Annotated in this window: 16 protein-coding genes and 1 pseudogene; 5 read left to right on the forward strand and 12 right to left on the reverse strand. The window is 68.1% G+C overall.

All coding sequences use genetic code 11. The features are described from left to right. Nucleotides 1–182 precede the first annotated feature (182 nt). The gene (locus G341_RS22435; RefSeq protein WP_018180501.1) at nucleotides 183–446 is read left to right on the forward strand and encodes a hypothetical protein; all 264 of its coding nucleotides are present in this window, start codon (nucleotides 183–185) and stop codon (nucleotides 444–446) included. 208 nt (nucleotides 447–654) lie between these two features. Here the strand turns inward: G341_RS22435 and rraA are convergent, their stop codons facing one another. Then, on the reverse strand, nucleotides 655–1,140 hold the full coding sequence (gene rraA, locus G341_RS0117695) for a ribonuclease E activity regulator RraA (protein ID WP_018180502.1): 486 nt from the start codon (nucleotides 1,138–1,140) through the stop codon (nucleotides 655–657). Nucleotides 1,141–1,262: 122 nt separating this feature from the next. Beyond that, nucleotides 1,263–1,487, reverse strand: coding sequence for an RNA-binding S4 domain-containing protein (locus G341_RS0117700; RefSeq protein WP_026303836.1), 225 nt, complete (start codon nucleotides 1,485–1,487; stop codon nucleotides 1,263–1,265). A 42-nt stretch (nucleotides 1,488–1,529) separates the two neighbouring features. Between G341_RS0117700 and lysX the strand changes: the two genes are divergently transcribed. Next, nucleotides 1,530–4,901 carry a bifunctional lysylphosphatidylglycerol synthetase/lysine--tRNA ligase LysX gene (lysX, locus tag G341_RS0117705; protein WP_018180504.1) on the forward strand — a complete coding sequence of 1,124 codons (3,372 nt, stop codon included), beginning with the start codon at nucleotides 1,530–1,532 and terminating at the stop codon, nucleotides 4,899–4,901. A gap of 8 nt (nucleotides 4,902–4,909) precedes the next feature. Here the strand turns inward: lysX and G341_RS23860 are convergent, their stop codons facing one another. From G341_RS23860 to G341_RS24435, 5 genes and pseudogenes are all read right to left on the reverse strand, one after another. After that, a complete protein-coding gene (locus G341_RS23860) occupies nucleotides 4,910–5,071 on the reverse strand; it encodes a hypothetical protein (RefSeq protein WP_155827034.1) in 162 nt (53 codons plus the stop codon). 188 nt (nucleotides 5,072–5,259) lie between these two features. After that, nucleotides 5,260–6,150 (reverse strand): cutinase family protein, encoded by an 891-nt coding sequence (locus G341_RS0117715; protein ID WP_026303837.1) that lies wholly within the window; start codon nucleotides 6,148–6,150, stop codon nucleotides 5,260–5,262. Nucleotides 6,151–6,292: 142 nt separating this feature from the next. Next, nucleotides 6,293–7,759, reverse strand: coding sequence for a glutamate synthase subunit beta (locus G341_RS0117720; protein ID WP_018180507.1), 1,467 nt, complete (start codon nucleotides 7,757–7,759; stop codon nucleotides 6,293–6,295). After that, the gene (gene gltB, locus G341_RS0117725; RefSeq protein WP_026303838.1) at nucleotides 7,752–12,335 is read right to left on the reverse strand and encodes a glutamate synthase large subunit; all 4,584 of its coding nucleotides are present in this window, start codon (nucleotides 12,333–12,335) and stop codon (nucleotides 7,752–7,754) included. The genes G341_RS0117720 and gltB overlap by 8 nt, the downstream gene beginning before the upstream one ends. Nucleotides 12,336–12,682: 347 nt before the next feature. Continuing rightward, nucleotides 12,683–13,616: pseudogene (locus G341_RS24435) on the reverse strand (SAM-dependent methyltransferase). Between G341_RS24435 and G341_RS0117735 the strand changes: the two are divergent. From G341_RS0117735 to G341_RS0117745, 3 genes are read left to right on the forward strand one after another with little or no spacing between them, the layout of a single operon-like run. Then, nucleotides 13,604–14,416: an ABC transporter permease gene (locus G341_RS0117735; RefSeq protein WP_018180510.1), complete on the forward strand. Its 813-nt coding sequence runs from the start codon at nucleotides 13,604–13,606 to the stop codon at nucleotides 14,414–14,416. The pseudogene G341_RS24435 and the gene G341_RS0117735 sit on opposite strands and share 13 nt — an antisense overlap. Nucleotides 14,417–14,468: 52 nt before the next feature. Next, on the forward strand, nucleotides 14,469–15,467 hold the full coding sequence (locus tag G341_RS22445; RefSeq protein WP_018180511.1) for an alpha/beta hydrolase: 999 nt from the start codon (nucleotides 14,469–14,471) through the stop codon (nucleotides 15,465–15,467). A gap of 50 nt (nucleotides 15,468–15,517) precedes the next feature. Then, nucleotides 15,518–15,832 carry a thiamine-binding protein gene (locus tag G341_RS0117745; RefSeq protein ID WP_018180512.1) on the forward strand — a complete coding sequence of 105 codons (315 nt, stop codon included), beginning with the start codon at nucleotides 15,518–15,520 and terminating at the stop codon, nucleotides 15,830–15,832. A gap of 13 nt (nucleotides 15,833–15,845) precedes the next feature. Here the strand turns inward: G341_RS0117745 and G341_RS24320 are convergent, their stop codons facing one another. From G341_RS24320 to G341_RS0117770, 5 genes are all read right to left on the reverse strand, one after another. Beyond that, on the reverse strand, nucleotides 15,846–15,971 hold the full coding sequence (locus tag G341_RS24320) for a hypothetical protein (RefSeq protein ID WP_018180513.1): 126 nt from the start codon (nucleotides 15,969–15,971) through the stop codon (nucleotides 15,846–15,848). A gap of 347 nt (nucleotides 15,972–16,318) precedes the next feature. Beyond that, nucleotides 16,319–16,846, reverse strand: a complete 528-nt coding sequence (locus tag G341_RS0117755; RefSeq protein ID WP_018180514.1) for a response regulator transcription factor — start codon at nucleotides 16,844–16,846, stop codon at nucleotides 16,319–16,321. Next, complete coding sequence (locus G341_RS0117760; protein WP_018180515.1) at nucleotides 16,843–18,054, reverse strand: sensor histidine kinase; 1,212 nt, start codon at nucleotides 18,052–18,054, stop codon at nucleotides 16,843–16,845. The genes G341_RS0117755 and G341_RS0117760 overlap by 4 nt, the downstream gene beginning before the upstream one ends. Continuing rightward, nucleotides 18,051–18,863, reverse strand: a complete 813-nt coding sequence (locus G341_RS0117765; protein WP_018180516.1) for an ABC transporter permease — start codon at nucleotides 18,861–18,863, stop codon at nucleotides 18,051–18,053. The genes G341_RS0117760 and G341_RS0117765 overlap by 4 nt, the downstream gene beginning before the upstream one ends. Then, nucleotides 18,863–19,870, reverse strand: a complete 1,008-nt coding sequence (locus tag G341_RS0117770; RefSeq protein WP_018180517.1) for an ABC transporter ATP-binding protein — start codon at nucleotides 19,868–19,870, stop codon at nucleotides 18,863–18,865. The genes G341_RS0117765 and G341_RS0117770 overlap by 1 nt, the downstream gene beginning before the upstream one ends. Between the last annotated feature and the right edge of the window lie 52 nt (nucleotides 19,871–19,922).

The raw sequence follows: 19,922 nt of genomic DNA on the forward strand, positions 1-19,922 counted from the left end.
GAGCGCCGTCATGCTCCTGATGCGACGATGTTCGTCTTGATTTACATTTGGTCCGGATCGTCAAACTTATTAGTGAACATTACGGTTTGCGTCACCCAATTGTGTTCATGTTGATGGATCTTTCGGGTAGTGTCCGTTCGTCGTCCATTGCGGGCGACCCCTTGACCAGAAAGCTCGATCCCATGACTGAGACCCTCACCCCGACCTCGTCGCAGTCTGCGTCCGCGGAACCGACCGTGGGCCAGCCCGTGACCGTCTTCGCCGGTACCGACGACCAGGTCGCGGGCCACATCGTCGACGATTTCGGCGACAACCGGGAGACCGAGTCGGAGGCCCATACGGTGCATCTGGAGCGGCCCAAGCGGTGGGCCGTGCACACCGCCGACGGACTGTTGATCTTCGTCGACACTGCCGACCTCACGATCGACGCCGACTCAGACGCCTGACCGCGTCTCGGCAGTCGCGCAGTCCCTTCGGAGCAACTGACAGTGGAGAACCCACCGGAACGCGCGGATGCCGTATCTCGGGAGTGACGCGGCACCGCGGCGTTCCAGTGGATTCAGAAAGCCGTATCGGATCCGCTGACGCGAGCGTTCCTCTAGTTCGGAAATTCACACATTGGTGGAGGACACCCCTCCGGATTCCCCCGCGGGGTCAGCCCTCGGTGACGACCACGATGCCGTCATCGTCGCTATAGAGAATGTCGCCGGGGTTGATGACGATGCCGCCGATCTCGACCGGTACATCGCGCTCGCCCGCCCCGGTCTTGGTGGACTTACGCGGATTGGTGCCGAGCGCCTTGATGCCGATCTCCATGGTCCGGAGCACCGCCGAGTCGCGGACGGCTCCGTGCGCGACGATCCCGGCCCAGCCGTTCGACCGGCCCAGCTCGGCGATGATGTCGCCGACCAGCGCGGTATGCAGCGAGCCGTCGCCATCGATCACCAGCACCCGGCCCTCGCCGGGCTCGCCGAGGACCGACTTCAGCAAAGCGTTGTCCTGGAAGCACTTGACGGTGACGACCCGGCCGACGAACTCGGTGCGGCCGCCCATCTGCCGGAATTGGGTATCGCAACTGCGGACGTCCGCACCGATCTCATCGACCAGATCGGCTGTGGCGGTGAAAGACAACTCGCTCATGCACGTACTCGCTTCGCTCCGTGCGCGCATGAGGCACAAGCGCGCTGTGTTGAATGATTCGCTCGCTGACGCTCGCTCATGCGCCAACCCTACTGTCGAGTGAAACAGCTGATGGGCGGGCCCTACGGGGCGTCGGCGACGACCCTGGCCGTCATCCCGCCGATCTCGACGACGTCGCCGGGCCGCAGCTGCCGACCCCGACGGGTCTCGGTGTCGCCGTTGACATGCACTTCGCCATCGCCGATGACGGCCTTCGCGTCGGCGCCGGTGTCGATCAGATTGGCCAGCTTGAGAAACTGCCCCAGTCGAATCGACTCGTCCCGGATCGGCACGTCCTGCAATGTCATCACCTCGCACACTAGATTCCCGGCATATTCGATAATCGACCAATGACTCAGCTGGATGCGCCCGCCGCCGCGGCACCCGCGGCCCGCTCGGCGTCGGACCGTGTCCCGCAGTGGCTGCGCCGGATGCTCGCGAACGCACCGCACCGGGTGTCGGTGGCCGTGGGCATCGTCGCGGCCGTCTCGCTGCTGTCCAGCGTGTCGGCCGGGTTCCGGCATCTGACGCAGGTCCCGCGCGATTACCTGAACGACTACATCATCCTCGCACCGGATACGAGCTTCGCGTGGGCACTGGTGCTGGCCTTCGTGGCGATCGCGCTGTCCGCCCGCAAGCGGATCGCCTGGTGGCTGCTCGTCGGCTACGTCATCCTCTTCGGCCTGTCCAATGCGCTGTACCTGTTCGACTACATCGCCGAACAGAACTACGGCGCGGCGCTGAGCTTCACCGAGAAGGCGAATACCTATGTGGGGCTGGCGGTTCAGATCTTCGTCCTGCTGTATCTGATCGCCACGTATCGGCAGTTCTACACCAAGGTGCGACGGGCGGCGGTACTGCAGGCCGGCCTGGTCCTGGCCGGCGGTCTCGCGATCGCCACGCTGATCGGCTGGGGCCTGGTCGAGCTGGTGCCGCACACCCTGCGGTCGTCCGAACGACTCCTCTACGCCTTCGGCCGCGTCGTCACCTTCGCCGCCATCGATACCCGCACCTTCGACGGTCGCCACACCTACGGATTCATCAACTCGCTGCTGGGCCTGCTCGGCGCCCTCGCCCTGATCGCCGCGGCGCTGGTGCTGCTGCGCTCGCAGCGGTCGAACAACTCGCTCACCGACACCGACGAAGAGCTGCTGCGCGCGCTGGTGGCCCGCTACGGCGACGACGATTCGCTGGCGTTCTTCTCGACCCGGCGCGACAAGGCCGTCGTCTTCGCGCCGAATGGGTTGGCGGCCATCACCTATCGCGTCGAAGTCGGGGCCTGCATGGCGGGTGGCGACCCGGTCGGCGATCCGAAGCATTGGGGCGCCGCGGTGCGCGAGCTGGTCGCCGTCGCCGACCGCTACGGCTGGCAGCCGTGCGCGATGGGCGTCAGCCCCGCCGGCGCGCAGGTCTACGCCGACGCCGGCTTCATCACCCTGAACATCGGCGACGAGGCGATCGTCAAGGCGCGGGCCTACAGCCTCTCCGGCCCGGACATGCGGATGGTGCGCCAGGCCGTGATGCGCTGCCGCCGCGCCGACATGACCACCCGGATCCGGCGCCACCGCGACCTGTCGCCCGAGGAGATGGCCGCGGCGATCAAGCGGGCCGACGACTGGCGCGACACCGAGGAGGAACGCGGCTTCGCGATGGCGCTGGGCCGCCTCGGCGATCCGCGCGACGGCGACTGCATCCTGGTCGAGGCCGTCCAGCATGCCGGCACCGACAAGGAGCATGTCGTCGGCATGCTGTCCTTCGTGCCGTGGGGGCCGACGGGCGCCTCGCTGGATCTGATGCGCCGCGACCGCAGCTCCATCAACGGCATCGTCGAGCTGATGGTGACCGAATTCGCCGAGGGCTCAGAGGAATTCGGTATCACCGAGATCTCGCTGAACTTCGCCGCCTTCCGCGAGATCTTCGAGTACGGCAACCAGATCGGCGCCGGACCGGCGATCCGGCTGATGCACGGCGCCTTCACCTTCATGTCGCGATACGTCCAGATGGAATCGCTGTACAAGTCCAACGCGAAGTTCCTGCCGGAGTGGCGCCCGCGCTACCTCTGCTACGAGGACTCGCGGGCCATCCCCCGCGTCGGCATGGCCGCGCTGCTCACCGAGGGCTTCGTGAAACTGCCCCGATTCGGCCGACCGCCGCGCAGCAGCCGGGTGGCGCCCGCCGTCCCGTCCGGCGTGGATGTCCCGGCGCTAGTCACGTCGTTGGCGCGGGACAAGACGATCGTGGACGCCGGGCCACGGCGACCGGAACAAGTGCGCGTGCGGCTGGCCAAGGTCGATGAGCTGATCGCCGCCGGCATCGACCCCTATCCGCCGGCCCGGCCGCCCACGCATTCGGTCGTCGCCGCCGCGGAGGCGGTCGACGGCACCGATGTCCGGATCGCGGGACGGGTGTTGCGACTGCGCGACTTCGGCAAGGTCATCTTCGCCGTCGTCCGCGACTGGTCCGGCGAGATCCAGGTGCTGCTCGACTCCGCGAATATCGCCTCGGACGCACCGGATTTCGCGGCCGGCGTGGATCTGGGCGACCTCGTCGAGATCACCGGCACGATGGGGCGCAGCCGCCGCGGCGAACAGTCGGTGCTGGCGACCGACTGGCGGATGCTGGGCAAATGCCTGCATCCGCTGCCGGACAAGTGGAGCGGTCTCACCGACCCGGAGGCGCGGGTGCGCCAGCGGTACGTCGACCTGGCGATCAACGAATCGTCGCGCGAGACCCTGCGCATTCGCAGCGCGGCCGTGAAGGCGATGCGCGATCACCTTGCCGCACAGGACTTCCTCGAGGTCGAGACGCCCATCCTGCAGCGCATCCACGGCGGCGCCAACGCGCAGCCGTTCCTGACCCACATCAACGCCTACAACCTGGATCTCTACCTGCGGATCGCGCCGGAGCTGTATCTCAAGCGCCTCTGCGTCGGCGGCGTCGAGCGGGTCTTCGAACTCGGCCGCAATTTCCGCAACGAGGGCGTCGACTTCAGCCACAATCCCGAGTTCACCAGCCTGGAAGCGTATGCGGCACATGGTGATTACCAGACGATGCGGATCCTCACCCAAGAGATGATCCAGGCCGCCGCCACCGCCGCGCATGGCGAGCCGGTGGTGCTGCGCCCCGACCTCGACGGCCGCCTGCAGCCGGTGGACATCTCGGGCGAGTGGCCGGTCAAGACCGTGCACGACGCCGTCTCGGAAGCACTCGGCGAGGAGGTGCGGCCCGACAGCGAGCGCGATGAGCTGCGGCGGCTGTCGGCCGCGGCGCGCATCCCGTTCCGGCAGGACTGGGGCGCCGGGCATCTGGTCCTGGAGATGTACGAGCATCTGGTCGAGTCGAAGACCACCCGTCCGACCTTCTATCAGGACTTCCCCGTGTCGGTGTCACCGCTGACCCGCCAGCACCGCACCATCCCGGGGCTCGCCGAGCGGTGGGACCTGGTGGCCTGGGGGTTCGAGCTGGGCACCGCCTACAGCGAGCTGACCGACCCGATCGAACAGCGCAAGCGGCTCACGGCGCAATCGCTGCTGGCGGCCGGCGGCGATGCGGAGGCGATGGAACTCGACGAGGACTTCCTGCAGGCGCTCGAGCATGCGATGCCGCCCACAGGCGGACTGGGGATCGGAGTGGACCGGGTGATCATGATGATCACCGGCCGCTCGATTCGGGAGACGCTACCGTTCCCCCTCGCGAAACCGCGCCTCGACGGCGCCAGGTGAACGATCGGCTACTTCTTGAACCGGGCCAGGTCGGCGGTGGTGACCAGACGCTCCTGATCCGCGCACAGGGCGCGTGCCAACCGGCGGTGTGCGAGGTAGCCACCGGTGCCGAAGAGATAGCCGCCGAGCACGACGGGACGCGCTAACTGCGCGCGACCGGCCAACCGCATTGCAATCACTTCCTGATGAGAATCTCAAACACAATTATTGATAGTTTATGTACCGGCGAGTAGGGCCGCCACTTAAATCATCGTGGCGACGCTCACAATGGTTAGCCCGCGACACACCATGAGCTGAAATCATTCGAACGATCGACGGTCGACCAGGCAGTTCACCAGTGGGCAGTGCGACCGAGCGGTCAGTTCAGCCCGGCCAGGTAGTCATGCGCCCATGCCAGCGCGCTCACACCCGGCCGCACCTCGTAGGCGCCGTAGTCGGTATGCGCACCACCCTCGACGAACGCGTTGTACTCCATGATCTGCTGACGTGCCTTGGCATCGCTCAGCTCATTGGTGACGTTGCCGATGCCGCCCTGCAGGATCATCTGGTTCAGCACACCCGCGGCCAGCGCGGGGTTCTGCCCGCCCTCGGCGAGCGCACCGGCGATCTTGGTGACGTAGTAGTTCGGCGGCGTATTGCAGTACATGTCGTTGGGGTCGCAAATGGTGTTGACCCGATTCGACACCCAGCCGAAGCCACCCGGGCGCGGCCCGCCCACGCCTTCGCCGCCGAGGGGCCGACCGATCAGGTGGTCGCCGCGACCGCGCCGCGGATCCGACACCAGCACCACGCCGGCAACCTGCTGCGGACGGATCCGGTCCTGCCCGGTACCGATCCGCGCGGCCAGATCGCCGGCCGCGTCGGCGCCCTGGCTGTAACCGATCAGCGCCACCTTCGATCCTGGGCAGCGCTGCAATGCCTGCTCACCCAACCGTTCGGCGACATCGATCGCCTGGGCCTTCGAATTCGGGTAGACCTTGCCGCCGTTGTCCCACGGAAAGAAGGACTGGCTGTAGTTCACCGCGATCACGTGCTTGCCCGCGCCGAGCCCGGCGGTGGCCCGCGACAGCATGCCGGGCACGCCCGCGCCGTTGCGGGGACCGTTGTCCCAGGTACCCGGGACCGCCAGGACGAACACCCTCGCACAGCCCGGTCCGGGTACGGGCGCGGCGGCGGCGGTTCCCGCCGCCAAACCCAATCCGGTTGCGGCACAGGACATGATCGCCAGGCCTGCCAGCGCGCGACGCAACGACATTGTGGATCTCCTCAGTCTCACGGGATGCCTTGTGCGAGACCGCATGCCGGTCCCGCCTATCGGATCTGAGGCTACCGAGGAACCACCAGGTCAGCCACCGGACGGATGCAGATCACAGCCGGCGCCGGAAATGCGGCTACCGTTGCGGTGCTTGAGTCGGCACGATCGGCGACGGCAGTGTGGTGGTTCCGGTCAGGAACTCGTCGACCCCGGCGGCCGCCGAGCGACCCTCCGCGATCGCCCAGACGATCAGCGACTGACCCCGACCCGCGTCGCCGGCGACGAACACGCCCGGCACGGTGGTCTGGAAGTCGTCAGCACGCTTGACGTTGCCGCGCTCGTTGTACTCGACGCCGAGACCGTCCAGCAGTCCGGCGCGCTCGGGGCCGACGAAGCCCATCGCCAGCAGGACCAGGTCGGTCTCGATCTCGAAGTCGGTTCCCTCGACCTTGTTGAACCGGCCGCCCTCGAACTTGACCTCGTGCGCCTTGAGCGCCGTGACCTTGCCGTTCTCGCCGACGAACTCCTCGGTATTGACCGAGTACACGCGCTCGCCGCCCTCTTCGTGCGCCGAGGACACGCGGTACATCAGCGGATAGGTCGGCCACGGGGTCGACTCGGCGCGCTCGTCCGGCGGACGCGGCATGATCTCGAACTGGTGCACGATCTCCGCGCCCTGACGCAGCGAGGTGCCCAGGCAGTCGGCGCCGGTGTCGCCACCGCCGATGATGACGACCTTCTTGCCGCGCGCATGCAGCGGCGGCAGGCCTTCGGCGTCCACGATGTCGTCGCCGGCCGCGGCCTTGTTGGCCCACGGCAGGAACTCCATCGCCTGATGAATGCCGTCGAGCTCGCGGCCCGGGACCGGCAGGTCGCGCCATGCGGTTGCGCCGTTGGCCAGCACCACCGCGTCGAAATCGGTCTGCAGCTGCTCGGCGGTGATGTCGACGCCGACGTCCACGCCCGCCTTGAAGACAGTGCCCTCGGCCTCCATCTGTTCCAGACGGCGGTCGATATTCGACTTCTCCATCTTGAATTCGGGGATGCCGTACCGCAGCAGACCGCCGATTCGGTCGGCCCGCTCGAACACGGTGACGTCATGACCGGCGCGCGTGAGCTGCTGTGCCGCAGCCAATCCCGCAGGGCCCGAACCGACGACAGCGACCTTCTTGCCGGTCTTCACCGTCGGCAGGACCGGCTTGACCCAGCCCTCGTCGAAGGCGTTGTCGATCAGCTCGACCTCGACCTGCTTGATGGTCACGGCCGGCTGGTTGATGCCGAGCACGCACGACGCCTCGCACGGCGCCGGGCACAGGCGCCCGGTGAACTCCGGGAAGTTGTTGGTCGCGTGCAGCCGCTCGATGCCGTCGGCCCAGCGGCCCTTGTACACCAGGTCATTCCACTCGGGGATCAGGTTCCCGAGCGGGCAGCCGTTGTGGCAGAACGGGATACCGCAATCCATGCATCGGCTCGCCTGGGTCTGCAGCGTGGAGTGGGCGAAGTCCTCGTAGACCTCTTTCCAGTCCATCAACCGCAGGTCGACCGGCCGCCGCTGCGGCAGCTCACGCTCGGTGTTCTTCAGAAATCCGCGCTGATCACCCATTTGCGGCCTCCATGATCGCTTCGTCCACGTTGCGGCCCTCGGCCTTGGCGACCTCGATCGCCAGCAACACTCGCTTGTAATCCCGCGGCATCACCTTGCGGAAGTTCTGCCGTTCGGTGGCCCATTCGGCCAGGATGCGCACGGCCACCGGCGATTCGGTCTCCTTGGCGTGCTCGCCCACGATCGCCCACAGGAAGTCGGCGTCCTCGAGATCGATGGTCTCCATGTCGACCAGCTCGGTGTTCAGGTTCGCCGCGAAGGTCCCCTCCGGGTCGTACACGTAGGCGATGCCGCCCGACATGCCGGCCGCGAAGTTGCGTCCGGTCTTGCCGAGGACCACCACGCGGCCACCGGTCATGTACTCGCAACCGTGGTCACCCACGCCCTCGACCACCGCGGTGGCGCCCGAGTTACGGACGCAGAACCGCTCGCCGACACCGCCGCGCAGCAGGATCTTGCCGCCGGTGGCACCGAAGCCGATCACATTGCCCGCGATGATGTTGTCCTCGGCGACGAAGCCATCCGGGGCGTCCTTGGGCGGCCGCACGACGATCTCGCCGCCCGAAAGGCCCTTTCCGACATAGTCGTTGGCGTCGCCTTCGAGTCGGAGCGTGATGCCCTTGGGCATGAACGCACCGAAGCTGTTGCCGGCGGATCCGGTGAAGTCGATCTGGATCGTGTGCTGCGGCAGGCCATTCGCGCCATGTGCCTTGGTGACCTCGTGGCCGAGCATGGTGCCGACCGTCCGGTTCACGTTGGTGATGTCCGAGTTGAAACGCACCGGCTCGCGATTGTCGATCGCCTCGCGGCTGGCGACGATCAGCTGCTGATCGAGCGCCTTGTCGAGGCCATGATCCTGGGTGCCCGAGCAGTACGGGTCCTGGTTCATGAACGGCGATTCGACCTGAGCCAGGATCGGCGACAGATCGAGCTTGCCGGCCTTCGCGCTCTTCCAGTGCGCCAACGCCTTGCCGGTGTCGAGCATCTGGATCTGGCCGACCGCCTCCTGCAGGGTGCGGAAGCCCAGGCGCGCCAACAACTCTCGCACTTCCTCGGCGATGAACATGAAGAAGTTCTCGACGAACTCCGGCTTGCCGGTGAACCGCTCACGCAGCACCGGGTTCTGGGTGGCCACACCCACCGGGCAGGTGTCGAGGTGGCACACGCGCATCATCACACAGCCGGAGACCACCAAAGGCGCAGTGGCGAAACCGAATTCCTCGGCGCCCAGCAGTGCGGCGACCACGACGTCGCGGCCGGTCTTGAGCTGACCGTCGACCTGCACCACGATGCGGTCGCGCAGACCGTTGAGCAGCAGCGTCTGCTGCGTCTCGGCCAGGCCCAATTCCCAAGGGGCGCCGGCATGCTTCTCGGACGTCAGTGGCGTCGCGCCGGTGCCGCCGTCGTGACCGGAGATCAGCACGACGTCCGCGTGCGCCTTGGAGACACCCGCGGCGACCGTGCCGACGCCGACCTCGGAGACAAGTTTCACGTGAATCCGAGCCTGCGGATTCGCGTTCTTCAGGTCGTGGATCAGCTGCGCCAGGTCTTCGATCGAGTAGATGTCGTGGTGCGGCGGCGGCGAGATCAGGCCGACGCCCGGCGTCGAGCCACGGACCTCGGCGACCCACGGGTACACCTTGTGCGGCGGCAGCTGGCCGCCCTCACCCGGCTTGGCACCCTGCGCCATCTTGATCTGGATGTCGGTGCAGTTGCTCAGGTAGTGCGCGGTCACACCGAAGCGGCCGGACGCCACCTGCTTGATGGCACTGCGGCGCCAGTCGCCGTTCTCGTCCGGGGTGAAACGGTTCGGATCCTCGCCGCCCTCACCGGAGTTCGACCGGCCGCCGAGACGGTTCATCGCGATCGCCAGCGTCTCGTGCGCCTCCGCCGAGATCGAGCCGAAGCTCATGGCGCCGGTCGAGAACCGCTTGACGATCTTCGACGCCGGCTCGACCTTCTCGATCGGGATCGGGTCGCGGTCGCCGAAGTTGAACTCGAACAGGCCGCGCAGGGCCGCCAGCTGCTTCGACTGGTCGTCGACCAGCTTCGTGTACTCCTTAAACACGTCGTACTGACCGGTGCGCGTGGAGTGCTGCAGCTTGAAGACCGTGTCCGGGTTGAACAGGTGGTACTCGCCCTCGCGGCGCCACTGGTACTCGCCGCCGACCTCGAGCTCGCGGTGCGCCCACTCGCTCGGCCGATCGTTGAACGCCAGCGCATGCCGTGCGGCGACGTCGGCCGCGATCTCATCGAGGCCGACACCACCGAGGTGGCTCTGCAGACCGGTGAAGTACTCGTCGACGAGCTCCTGCGACAGGCCGATGACCTGGAACAGCTGCGCACCGGTGTATGACGCGATGGTGGAGATGCCCATCTTCGACATCACCTTCAGCACGCCCTTGCCGGCCGCCTTGATGTAGTTCTTGCGCGCGGTGTCGAAATCGACCTCGCCGAGCACGCCGCGCAGGCTCATGTCCTCGATCGACTCGAACGCCATGTACGGGTTGATCGCGGCCGCGCCGAAGCCGACCAGCGCCGCCATGTGGTGCACCTCGCGGGCATCGCCCGCCTCGACCAGCAGGCCGACCTGGGTGCGGGTCTTCTCCCGGACCAGGTGATGGTGCACCGCGGAGGTCAGCAGCAGCGACGGGATCGGCGCCAGGTTCTCGTCCGACTCGCGATCGGACAGCACGACCAGCCGGGCGCCGCCGGCGATCGCCGCCGACACCTCGGTGAGGATCTCGTCGATGGCCTTGCGCAGTCCCGCACCGCCGTCGGCGACCGGGTACAGGCCGCGCATCACCACGGACTTGTACTCCGGGTGGTTGCCGTCGGCGTTGATATGGATCAGCTTGGCCAGCTCATCGTTGTCCAGGATCGGTCCGGTCAGCTCGATCTGGTGGCACGACTCCGGGCCCGGATTCAGCAGATCCGCCTCGGCGCCGATCGACGTACCGATCGAGGTGACGACCTCCTCGCGGATCGCGTCCAGCGGCGGGTTGGTGACCTGCGCGAAGAGCTGCGAGAAGTAGTCGAACAGCATCCGCGGCCGCTTCGACAGCACCGCGATCGGGGTGTCGGTACCCATCGAGCCGATGGCCTCCGCGCCGGTGCGCGCCATCGGCGTCACCAGGACGCTGAGCTCCTCGGTGGTGTAGCCGAACACCTGCTGACGCAGGGTGACCCGGCTGTGCGACATGTGCTCGTGCGGGCGGTCGGGCAGATCGGCGAGCCGGATCAGCCCCTCCGACAGCCACTCCGCGTACGGGTGCTCGCTCGCGAGCTGGTTCTTGATCTCGTCGTCGCTGACGATGCGGCCCTGCTCGGTGTCGACCAGGAACATCTTGCCCGGCTGCAGCCGGACGCGGCTGACGATCTCCGACGGCTCGATGCCCAGGACACCGACCTCGGAGGCCATGACGACCAGTCCGTCCTTGGTGACCCAGATACGGCTGGGGCGCAGACCATTTCGGTCGAGCACCGCGCCGACCACGGTGCCGTCGGTGAAGGCCACCGAGGCCGGGCCGTCCCACGGCTCCATCAGGGTCGAGTGGTACTGGTAGAACGCCTTGAGGTGGTCCGGCATGCTCTCATGCCGCTCCCACGCTTCGGGGATCATCATCAGCACGGCATGCGGCAGGCTGCGGCCGCCCAGGTGCAGCAGCTCGAGCACCTCGTCGAAACGCGCGGTGTCCGAGGCGCCCTTGGTGTTGACCGGGAAGATCTTGTCCGCGGTGCCCTCGCCGAACACGCTGGTGTCGATGAGCGCCTCGCGGGCCCGCATCCAGTTCTCGTTGCCGGTGACGGTGTTGATCTCGCCGTTGTGGGCGACGCGCCGGAACGGGTGGGCCAGCGGCCACGACGGGAACGTGTTGGTGGAGAAGCGCGAGTGCACCAGGCCCAGCGCCGACTCGACCCGGTCGTCCTGCAGGTCCAGGTAGAAGCTGCGCAGCTGCGGGGTCGTCAGCATGCCCTTGTAGACGAAGGTCTTGCCGGACAGGCTCGGGAAGTACGCGGTCTCGCGGCCCGGACCGTCCTGGCCGGCGCCCTTGGTGCCGAGCTCGGTCTCGACCCGCTTGCGCACGACGAACGCCTTGCGCTCGAGCTCCATGCCGCTGGCACCGGAGATGAAGACCTGACGGAAGTTCGGCATCGCGTCGCGGGCGAGGGCGCCCAGCGAGGAGTCGTCGACCGGGACATCGCGCCAGCCCAGCAGGGTCAGGCCCTCGGACTCGACGATCTTCTCGATCGACGCGCAGGCCTGCTTGGCGTCCTCGGAACCCTGCGGCAGGAAGGCGATGCCGGTGGCATAGCTGCCCTCGGCGGGCAGGGTGAAGTCGACGACCTCACGCAGGAACCGGTCCGGAACCTGAATCATGATTCCGGCACCGTCGCCGGTATTCGGCTCGGCGCCGGCGGCGCCGCGGTGCTCGAGGTTCACCAGTGCGGTGATCGCCTTGTCCACCAAGTCGCGGCTGCGACGACCGTGCATGTCGACCACAAAGGCCACACCACAGGAATCGTGCTCATTAACCGGGTTGTAGAGACCGGTCATGCCCGGGGCTTGCTTCATTTCTTCACACCTTTTGCAACGCGTCGCGAGGACGCACCCAGCCAGCTGACCGCGCACAAGCAGCGGGCGCGCCGGACAGGTCGTGACCGGGCACGAGTTGGGGCCAGGTGCTACACCGATGCCCCCCGCTGCGCAGTGTGGGCTGTGTGCGCGGAAGTCGGGACCATCAGCACCGTTGCTTTCCGGTCTACTCAACTGACCCGATCCGGCGGGGGTGTCCCGCTGATCCAAGCCAATCGATAGATTTTCTCATGCAGTCGCCCCAACTCGAAATCGGATTCCGAAATCGTAGGCCTGAACTGCGGAAATGCCCCTACAGGCAAACCTGGCAAACGGGATAAACCGCCCTATCGGCGCGCAACCATCAACTGCGGCGGCATCACCGGATCGATCTGCGCCGCGGCCTCACCACGGTCGTGTTCGCGCAGTACATCACCCGGATCGGTGACATCGACCGACCAGCCGCGCCCCTCGAGGTATCCCTGCACGTTGATTGCCGACCGCCACAGCCGCCGCACGTCGGCATAGGCGTCCGCCGTAAAGGTCCGCGCGACCGCGGCACGATTGCGGGTGGTGAAGGCGGCGCTCGAACCCGGGGCGGAGAGTCGGTCGATGCCGTCCACCACGGCCTCGGCGTCGGCCGCCTCCAGGTAGACCAGCAATCCCTCGGCCAGCCACAGGGACGGACGGGACGGATCGAAGCCGTTGTCACACAATGCTTTCTGCCAGTCCTCGGTCAGGTCGGCCACCACCGTCCGCCGCCAGGATCGGCTCCTTGTAGTCGAACAGCTGCCGGCGATCGAGCTCATAGACGACGGTCTCCGCGGACAGCGGCAGACGCAGCGCCCGGGTGTCCAGCCCCGCCCCGAGCAGCACGATCTGGTCGACGGTCGCGCCGGCGACCAGATCATCCAAGAACACTGTGCGGGCGACGATCCAGTTGTACATCCGCCGCACCGCGGCCGGATCCCGAGAACGTCGGCCTGCGTCGGCGGCGAAACCGCCGGGATCGAAGCCGACGGCATAGGGATCATCGAACAGGGCATCGGGCCGGGCCGACTCGGTCGCGCGAGCCCGCGCCACCCCGAGCGCGGTATGGCCGACCGCGTCGATCGCTTCGGCGGCATCGGGATTGGCGCTCATCCGACCGATGATTCCCTGAAAACCTGACCGAGGCGACCCGATGACCGGTATATCCGGGTTCATGCGGCGCTCTGGTCCGGTTTTCAGGGGCGGTGAACGGGAGCGCCGAGCGGTAACGTCGGTGCGTGCGTCACGCATCGCCGATCGCGGCCGATTCCACGGGCACCGTGCTGCACCTGGGACCCGCGCTGGCGGTCGCCATCGTGCTGCTGGCCATCGCGGCCGCCGTGGTCCTGTGGCTGGGCCGCACCGGTCATCACTGGGCCGCGCTGTGGGCGTCCACCCGCGGCGGCGTGCAGCTGGCCCTGCTCGCCCTGATCATCGGCCTGGTCGTGCACAACCTCTGGGCCACAGCCGGATTCATCGTGTTAATGGCGGCGATCGCCGCCATCACCGCCACCTCGCGGATCACCCGCACCCGCCCGACGCTGCACGCGATCGGCGTCGTCGCGCTCGCCGTCTGCGCCGCCCCGATCGCGCTCGTGCTGGTGCTGATCCCGGCCGGAGTGCTGCCGGCGAACGGGCTCGCCCTCATCCCGACCGCCGGGATCCTGATGGGCAACGCGATGAACACCGCGTCGTTGACCGGGCGCCGCGCCAACGACGAGCTGCTCGGCCGGGCCGGCGAGGTGGAGGCGGCGCTGTCACTGGGGTTCGTCCAGTACGAGGCGCGCATGGAGGTTTGCCGCGAGGCTGCGGCGACCGCCCTGGTCCCCTCCCTCGACCAGACCCGGACCGTCGGCCTCGTCACCATCCCCGGCGCCTTCGTCGGCATGGTGCTCGGCGGCGCGAGCCCGGCCGAGGCGGCGATCATGCAGCTCTTCGTCCTCGTCGGCATCCTCGCGGTCGCCGGTGTCTCGCTCGTCGCCGTCACCGCGCTGGTGGCGCGCGGCGACCTTTACAGCGCCGTGGGTCGGGTCCCACGAACCAGCAGCTGACTCTGCTAGAGAGGTAGTAGAGCCGGCAACGACGCCGGCAGGGAGGAAGCAGATGGATCTGCCGACCCGAGTACTGACCATGGCCGCGGAGATCATCTCCCGGGGCGGAATGACGGCCGTCGCCGCCCTCGGTCCGGTGTCGCGCGCCGCGATCCCACGCCTGCGACCGCTGCTGAATCGCGGGATGGCACGGGCGATGTCAGTGCCCGCGGGCACTCGCTGGTGGCCGGACACAGAGAGCCCCGTCCCCGGCGAATGGGTGCTCGGCCCGTCCGTCGCCGCCGACTTCACCGCCCGCGGCATCCAATCACCCTCAGCGGCAGCGGAACTCGGTTCCGGCGCGATCTACTACATCCACGGCAGCGGCTACAGCGTCTGCTCACCCGCCACGCATCGCGCCCTGGTGGCGACGCTTTCCGATTTGACGGGTCTGCCCGCGTTCGCCGTCAGCTACCGCCTCGGCCCGGAGAACCACTGCCCGGCCGCGGGCGACGATGCGATCGCCGGTTTCCGGTGGCTGCTCGAGACCGGGTTCGCCCCCGGTTCGATCGTCGTCGGCGGCGATTCCGCAGGTGGCCATCTCGGCCTGGATCTGTTGCGCTGCAATCACATCGATTCGATCGCGCCGCCTGCCGCGCTCGTCTTCTTCTCGCCGCTGCTCGACCCGAGCTTCGCGCTGTCCGCCGAACAGGAGAAGGTGCGCCGCGATCCGCTCTTCACCGCGGCCGCGGCCAGACGCATCGTCGGCTGGTACGTCGGGGACGCGGCGTACAGCGATCCACGAGTGACCATACCCATCACGCCCGACCTGCCGATCCCGCCGACGCTGATCCACGCCGGCGAGCTGGAGATGATGTCGGCCGACGCGCGGGAGATGGCGCGGCAAATGACCGCCGCGGGAGGCCCGGTGACACTGAGGATCTGGCCCGGACAGGGGCATGTCTTCCAACTGATGTCGGCGGGCAGCACAGCCGCCGGGCAGGCCATCGCCGAAGCCGCCGGCTTCATCCGGGCCTCGCTCGGGTCCGGCGGGCGCAGCCTGGCCCAGTAGCTGCAAAGCGCGGATACTCGACGGCACAGCCAGAGCTATCCGGAGGTGCCATGATTGCCGCGTTCTCGATCAGCCCGATGGGCGGCACCGACGAAGGCCCCGACGGCGGCGTATCGGCCGCGGTGGCCGAGGCGGTGGCCATCGTGCGCGCCTCCGGCCTGCCCTGCGAGACCAACTCGATGTTCACCAACATCGAGGGCGACTGGGACGAGGTAATGGCCGTGATCAAGGCCTGCGTCGACCGGCTGGCCCAGACCGCTCCACGGGTGTCGCTGGTGGTCAAGGCCGATATCCGGCCGGGGTACGACGGCCAGCTCGCGGCGAAGGTTGACCGCGTCGAGCAGCACCTGCGCGACGCCGAATAGGGAGTCGGGCCGCTCAACGGCGCGACTTCGGTTCCGTCTCGATCAGGTCCGCGACCCCTTCGTGCACCGCAGCGGTGACCCGAACGCGGTCGCCGGTGGCGAGCAGATCGAGCAGCGCGCCGCGAAGCAGGGCGAGCACGGCCGTGCGTTGCCGCTCGCCGGCGGCAGTGTGCCGAAACGCGGCCGGCTGACAGTGGGCGAGAACATCGAGCCAGTCGATGACGGTGCGGCGAGCGAAGTCCGCCCACGGTCCGCCGGGGTCGAGCAGCGAACGGGCGTAGCCCTCGGTCCACAGGACGAGCAGGTCTCGATGGTCGGGGTCGGCGAGCCAACCTCAGACCTACGAACTCGATCTAGCAGGGAACGCCGGCACCGCCGCCGAGGTCCCGGGTTCGCCCGGCGCCCCTCCCGCGCGGAGGTCTTGACCTGCTGCCGAAACGCAGCCGGTGGGCGAGCTACTTCGGCCGCGGCCGCCGCCGATCGGCATCACAACCATCCCCGTTGGTGCGCCTTCTGTGCGGCCTCGGCCCGGGTGCTCGCGCCCGTCTTACCGATCGCGCTGGACAGGTAGTTGCGGACCGTCCCGGCCGACAGATGCACATCCTGGGCGATCACCGCGACCGTCGCACCGGACAGCGCCGCACGGAGCACGTCGCGCTCCCGCTCGGTGAGCGGGTTGTGGCCGTCGGTCAACGATTCGGTGGCCAGCGTCGGATCGATCACCCGCAGCCTGGCATGGACCCGGCGCACCGCATCGGCCAGCTCGGCGGCCGGCGTGTCCTTGACGACGAAGCCCGACGCCCCGGCATCGATCGCCCGGCGCAGATAGCCGGGCCGGCCGAAGGTCGTGACGATGAGCGAACGCACCTGTGGCAGCGCGGCTTTCACGTCGGCCGCCACCGCGATACCGTCCTTGCCCGGCATCTCGATGTCCAGCAGGCAAACCTGCGCCCGCGATTCGGCGGCCGCCGCCACGACCTCGTCGGCGAGCAGTAGTCGGATCGATTCGGTCATCCGGTCACCACCAATCGGGTGCCGGCCGGTTCCCCCGGACCCACATCGAGCCGCCCGCCGACGTCGTGCACCCGGTCGATCAGGCCGCGCAGCCCGTTGCCGACGCTGCCGGTGAACCCGCTGCCGTCGTCCACCACGCTGATGCGGCGCCGTTCCAGCACGACCCGGCAGTGGGCCGCGCCGCTGTGCCGCACCACATTCGTGACCGCCTCCCGCAGCACCCAGGCGAACAGCGGCTGCATGTCTTCGTCGACCACCTCGACATCGACCGGCAGCTCGGGATCGATCTGCGCCGCGGACAGGGCCGTCCGCGCGGCAAGCAGTTCGGAGGCCAGGCTCGGCGCGCGCAGCCCGCCGACCGTGGCGCGCACCTCGCTCAGCGCCGACCGCGCGATCCGCTGCATGTCGGCGAGCTCGGCCTTGGCGCGTTCCGAGTCGATATCCACCAATCGCTCCGCCAGTTCGGATTTCACGGTCAGCACCGTCAGCGAGTGTCCGAGCACGTCGTGCACGTCCCGGGCCACCCGTTCGCGCTCGGCCACCACCGCCATCCGCTCGTCGATCGCCCGCTGCCGGCGCGCCAGCTCCTCCCGCTGCGTTTCGCGGATCTGCATCGCCCGCATCGCCGGCATCACCACGCCGACGACGAGCAGGGTCGCGACGGTCCCGCTGTCCAGCGACCAACCGGGCACGAGTTCCGGGATCACCAACGCCGAGCCGACGATGAGGATCACCAGTCCGTAGCCGACGAGCCCGGCTCGCCATCGCGTCGACTCGTCGTCCCGAAACAGGTTCGGGACCGCGAACACCGCGCAGGCCATCAGATAGGGAGCCAGCCCGAAGACGTCCTGCTGCAGCACCGGGACCAGCGCCGCCACGATCACGACCAGTGTCCCCAGCAACGACGCTCCGACCCGGCGCGGACGCGGGCCGGCGTACTCGGGCCCGAACATCGCCATCATGCAGACGACGGTGTAGGTCAGCGCGAAGAGTCCCAGGAGGACGAGGCCGATGATCTTCGCGGTCAACGAATGATCCGACTTGACCACGGAGGCAATGGGATAGATCAGAAAGACGAGCCAGATCGCGGCGAATATCCACCGCCGGTCGTGCCAGGCACCGCGCAGCCACTCGGCGAGAACGCCGCCCCGCTCGGGATCGGCGTTCTCGGCTACACAACGCTGCGTGGCGCTGGGCTCGGTTGTCACTGACGTTCAGTCCCTCGACGGAAGAAGTACATGGCCGCGGCGACCATGATCGCCGCCCACACCAGCACGTTGGCCACGATGATGAGCAACGACGCATGGTCCCCATGTACCGTAGCGCCGCCGGTGATCGGATAGGTGGCCAGCGCGTTCACCCCGTACATCGGCGTGAACTGCGCGAAGGTGAGCATGTGGCCGGACATCGGCACGAACACATTGCCCGCGAAGGCCAGCAGCGTGAGCACACCGCCCTGCACCTGCATCGCGGCCTCCGCCCTCAGTGCCGATCCCACGGCCAGTCCGAAGGCTGCGAACACCGACGAGCCCAACCACCCCAGCAACACCGCCGCGATCCAGTTCCCGGCCGGCGCGTCGGCGCCCGAGGCCGTGCCCACGATCGACAAGAGCACCACCGGCATCGCGGCGATCGACAGGGCGACAATGACTTTGGTGAGTACATAGGCGCCCGGCGACATCGGAGTGAGCCGCAGGGTGCGGGTCCAGCCCGCCTGTTGTTCGAGCGCGACGCTGGCCCCGTTGGACGCGGTCGCGAGGATCGCGCCGTAGATGGCCATGTGAATCATCACGTAGGCCGCCGCATTGGCGCTGCCGATCTTCTCGTGGCCGTAGCTCTGGCTCGCACCGAAGACGACGTACATCAGGGTCGGCATCGCCAGCGTGAAGATCATGGCGCGGCGGTTGCGCGCGACTCGCCGGATGTCGAGGCGGACGTACGTGCGGCTGAAGCCGCGCGGCAGACAGTCGGCGAAGCTGTGGGCGGCGGGAGCCGCCGCCGAGGTGAGGGCAGTCATCAGAGTTCCTTCTGTACATGCGAATTCGCGGTCTGGACATTGGGGGCGCCGGACGCCTGGGCATCGGAGGTGAGGGCGATGAACGCGTCCTCGAGTCCGCGAGCGACGACCTCGATCTCCCGAGCCCGCGTGCGGGTCAACAGGAATCGCACCAGCGCGTCCGAGTCGGCGACGGTGAAGTAGTGCCGACCGCCGCGGCGATCGGCATCCATGATCTCCGGGACCGCGGAAAGCGCTGCGCTGAAATCGGTTTCGGACATCTCGGCCGAGACGACCCGGCCGCACGCGCGGGCCCGGATCTGCGCGGTGTCACCGTCGGCGACCACCTGGCCGTCCGCGATCATCACGATCCGATCCGCGAACGCATCGGCCTCCTCAAGGTAATGCGTGGCGAACAGCACCGTGCGGCCGCGCTCGGCATCGCGGCGCATCGCCGCCCAGAAATCGCGCCGGCTGCCCACATCCATTCCGGCGGTGGGCTCGTCGAGCACGATCAGATCCGGGTCCGGCAGCAGCGCCAGCGCGAACTTCAGGCGCTGCTGCTCGCCGCCCGAGCACTTGGACACCTTGCGGTCCGCCAGCTCGGCGATTCCGGCCGCGGCCAGCGCGTCCGGCACCTGATCCACCACGCCGAACGCCGAGGCGATGATTCGCGCCGACTCGCTGACGGTGAAATCCGGTAGCAGCCCGCCGGTCTGGGTGACGGCGGCGACCCGGCCCGCCGCCGCGGCCTGCTCCGGACTGACGCCGTACAACCGCACCGAGCCGGAGTCCGGCCGCGACAGCCCGAGCAGCATGTCGATGGTCGTGGTCTTGCCCGCACCGTTGGGTCCGAGGATCGCCACCACCTCGCCCGGCTCGATGGTCAGCGTGATCCCGCGGACCGCATCGACCACGGCTCCGGCGGTCGACCGGAACGACTTGCGGAGTCCGGATATCTCGACGGCGGCCGTCGGCTGCGCGGTGATCCGGGCGTCGTTTCTCGTGCGATTACCCAATTCGTTCATGCATCCACCCTGCGCGTCGCGGGCGGCGGTCGGGAACGTCGGATGTCACCGA

Source organism: Jongsikchunia kroppenstedtii DSM 45133 (genome assembly GCF_000380485.1).
In the GTDB taxonomy this organism is placed as follows: Bacteria; Actinomycetota; Actinomycetes; order Mycobacteriales; family Mycobacteriaceae; genus Jongsikchunia; species Jongsikchunia kroppenstedtii.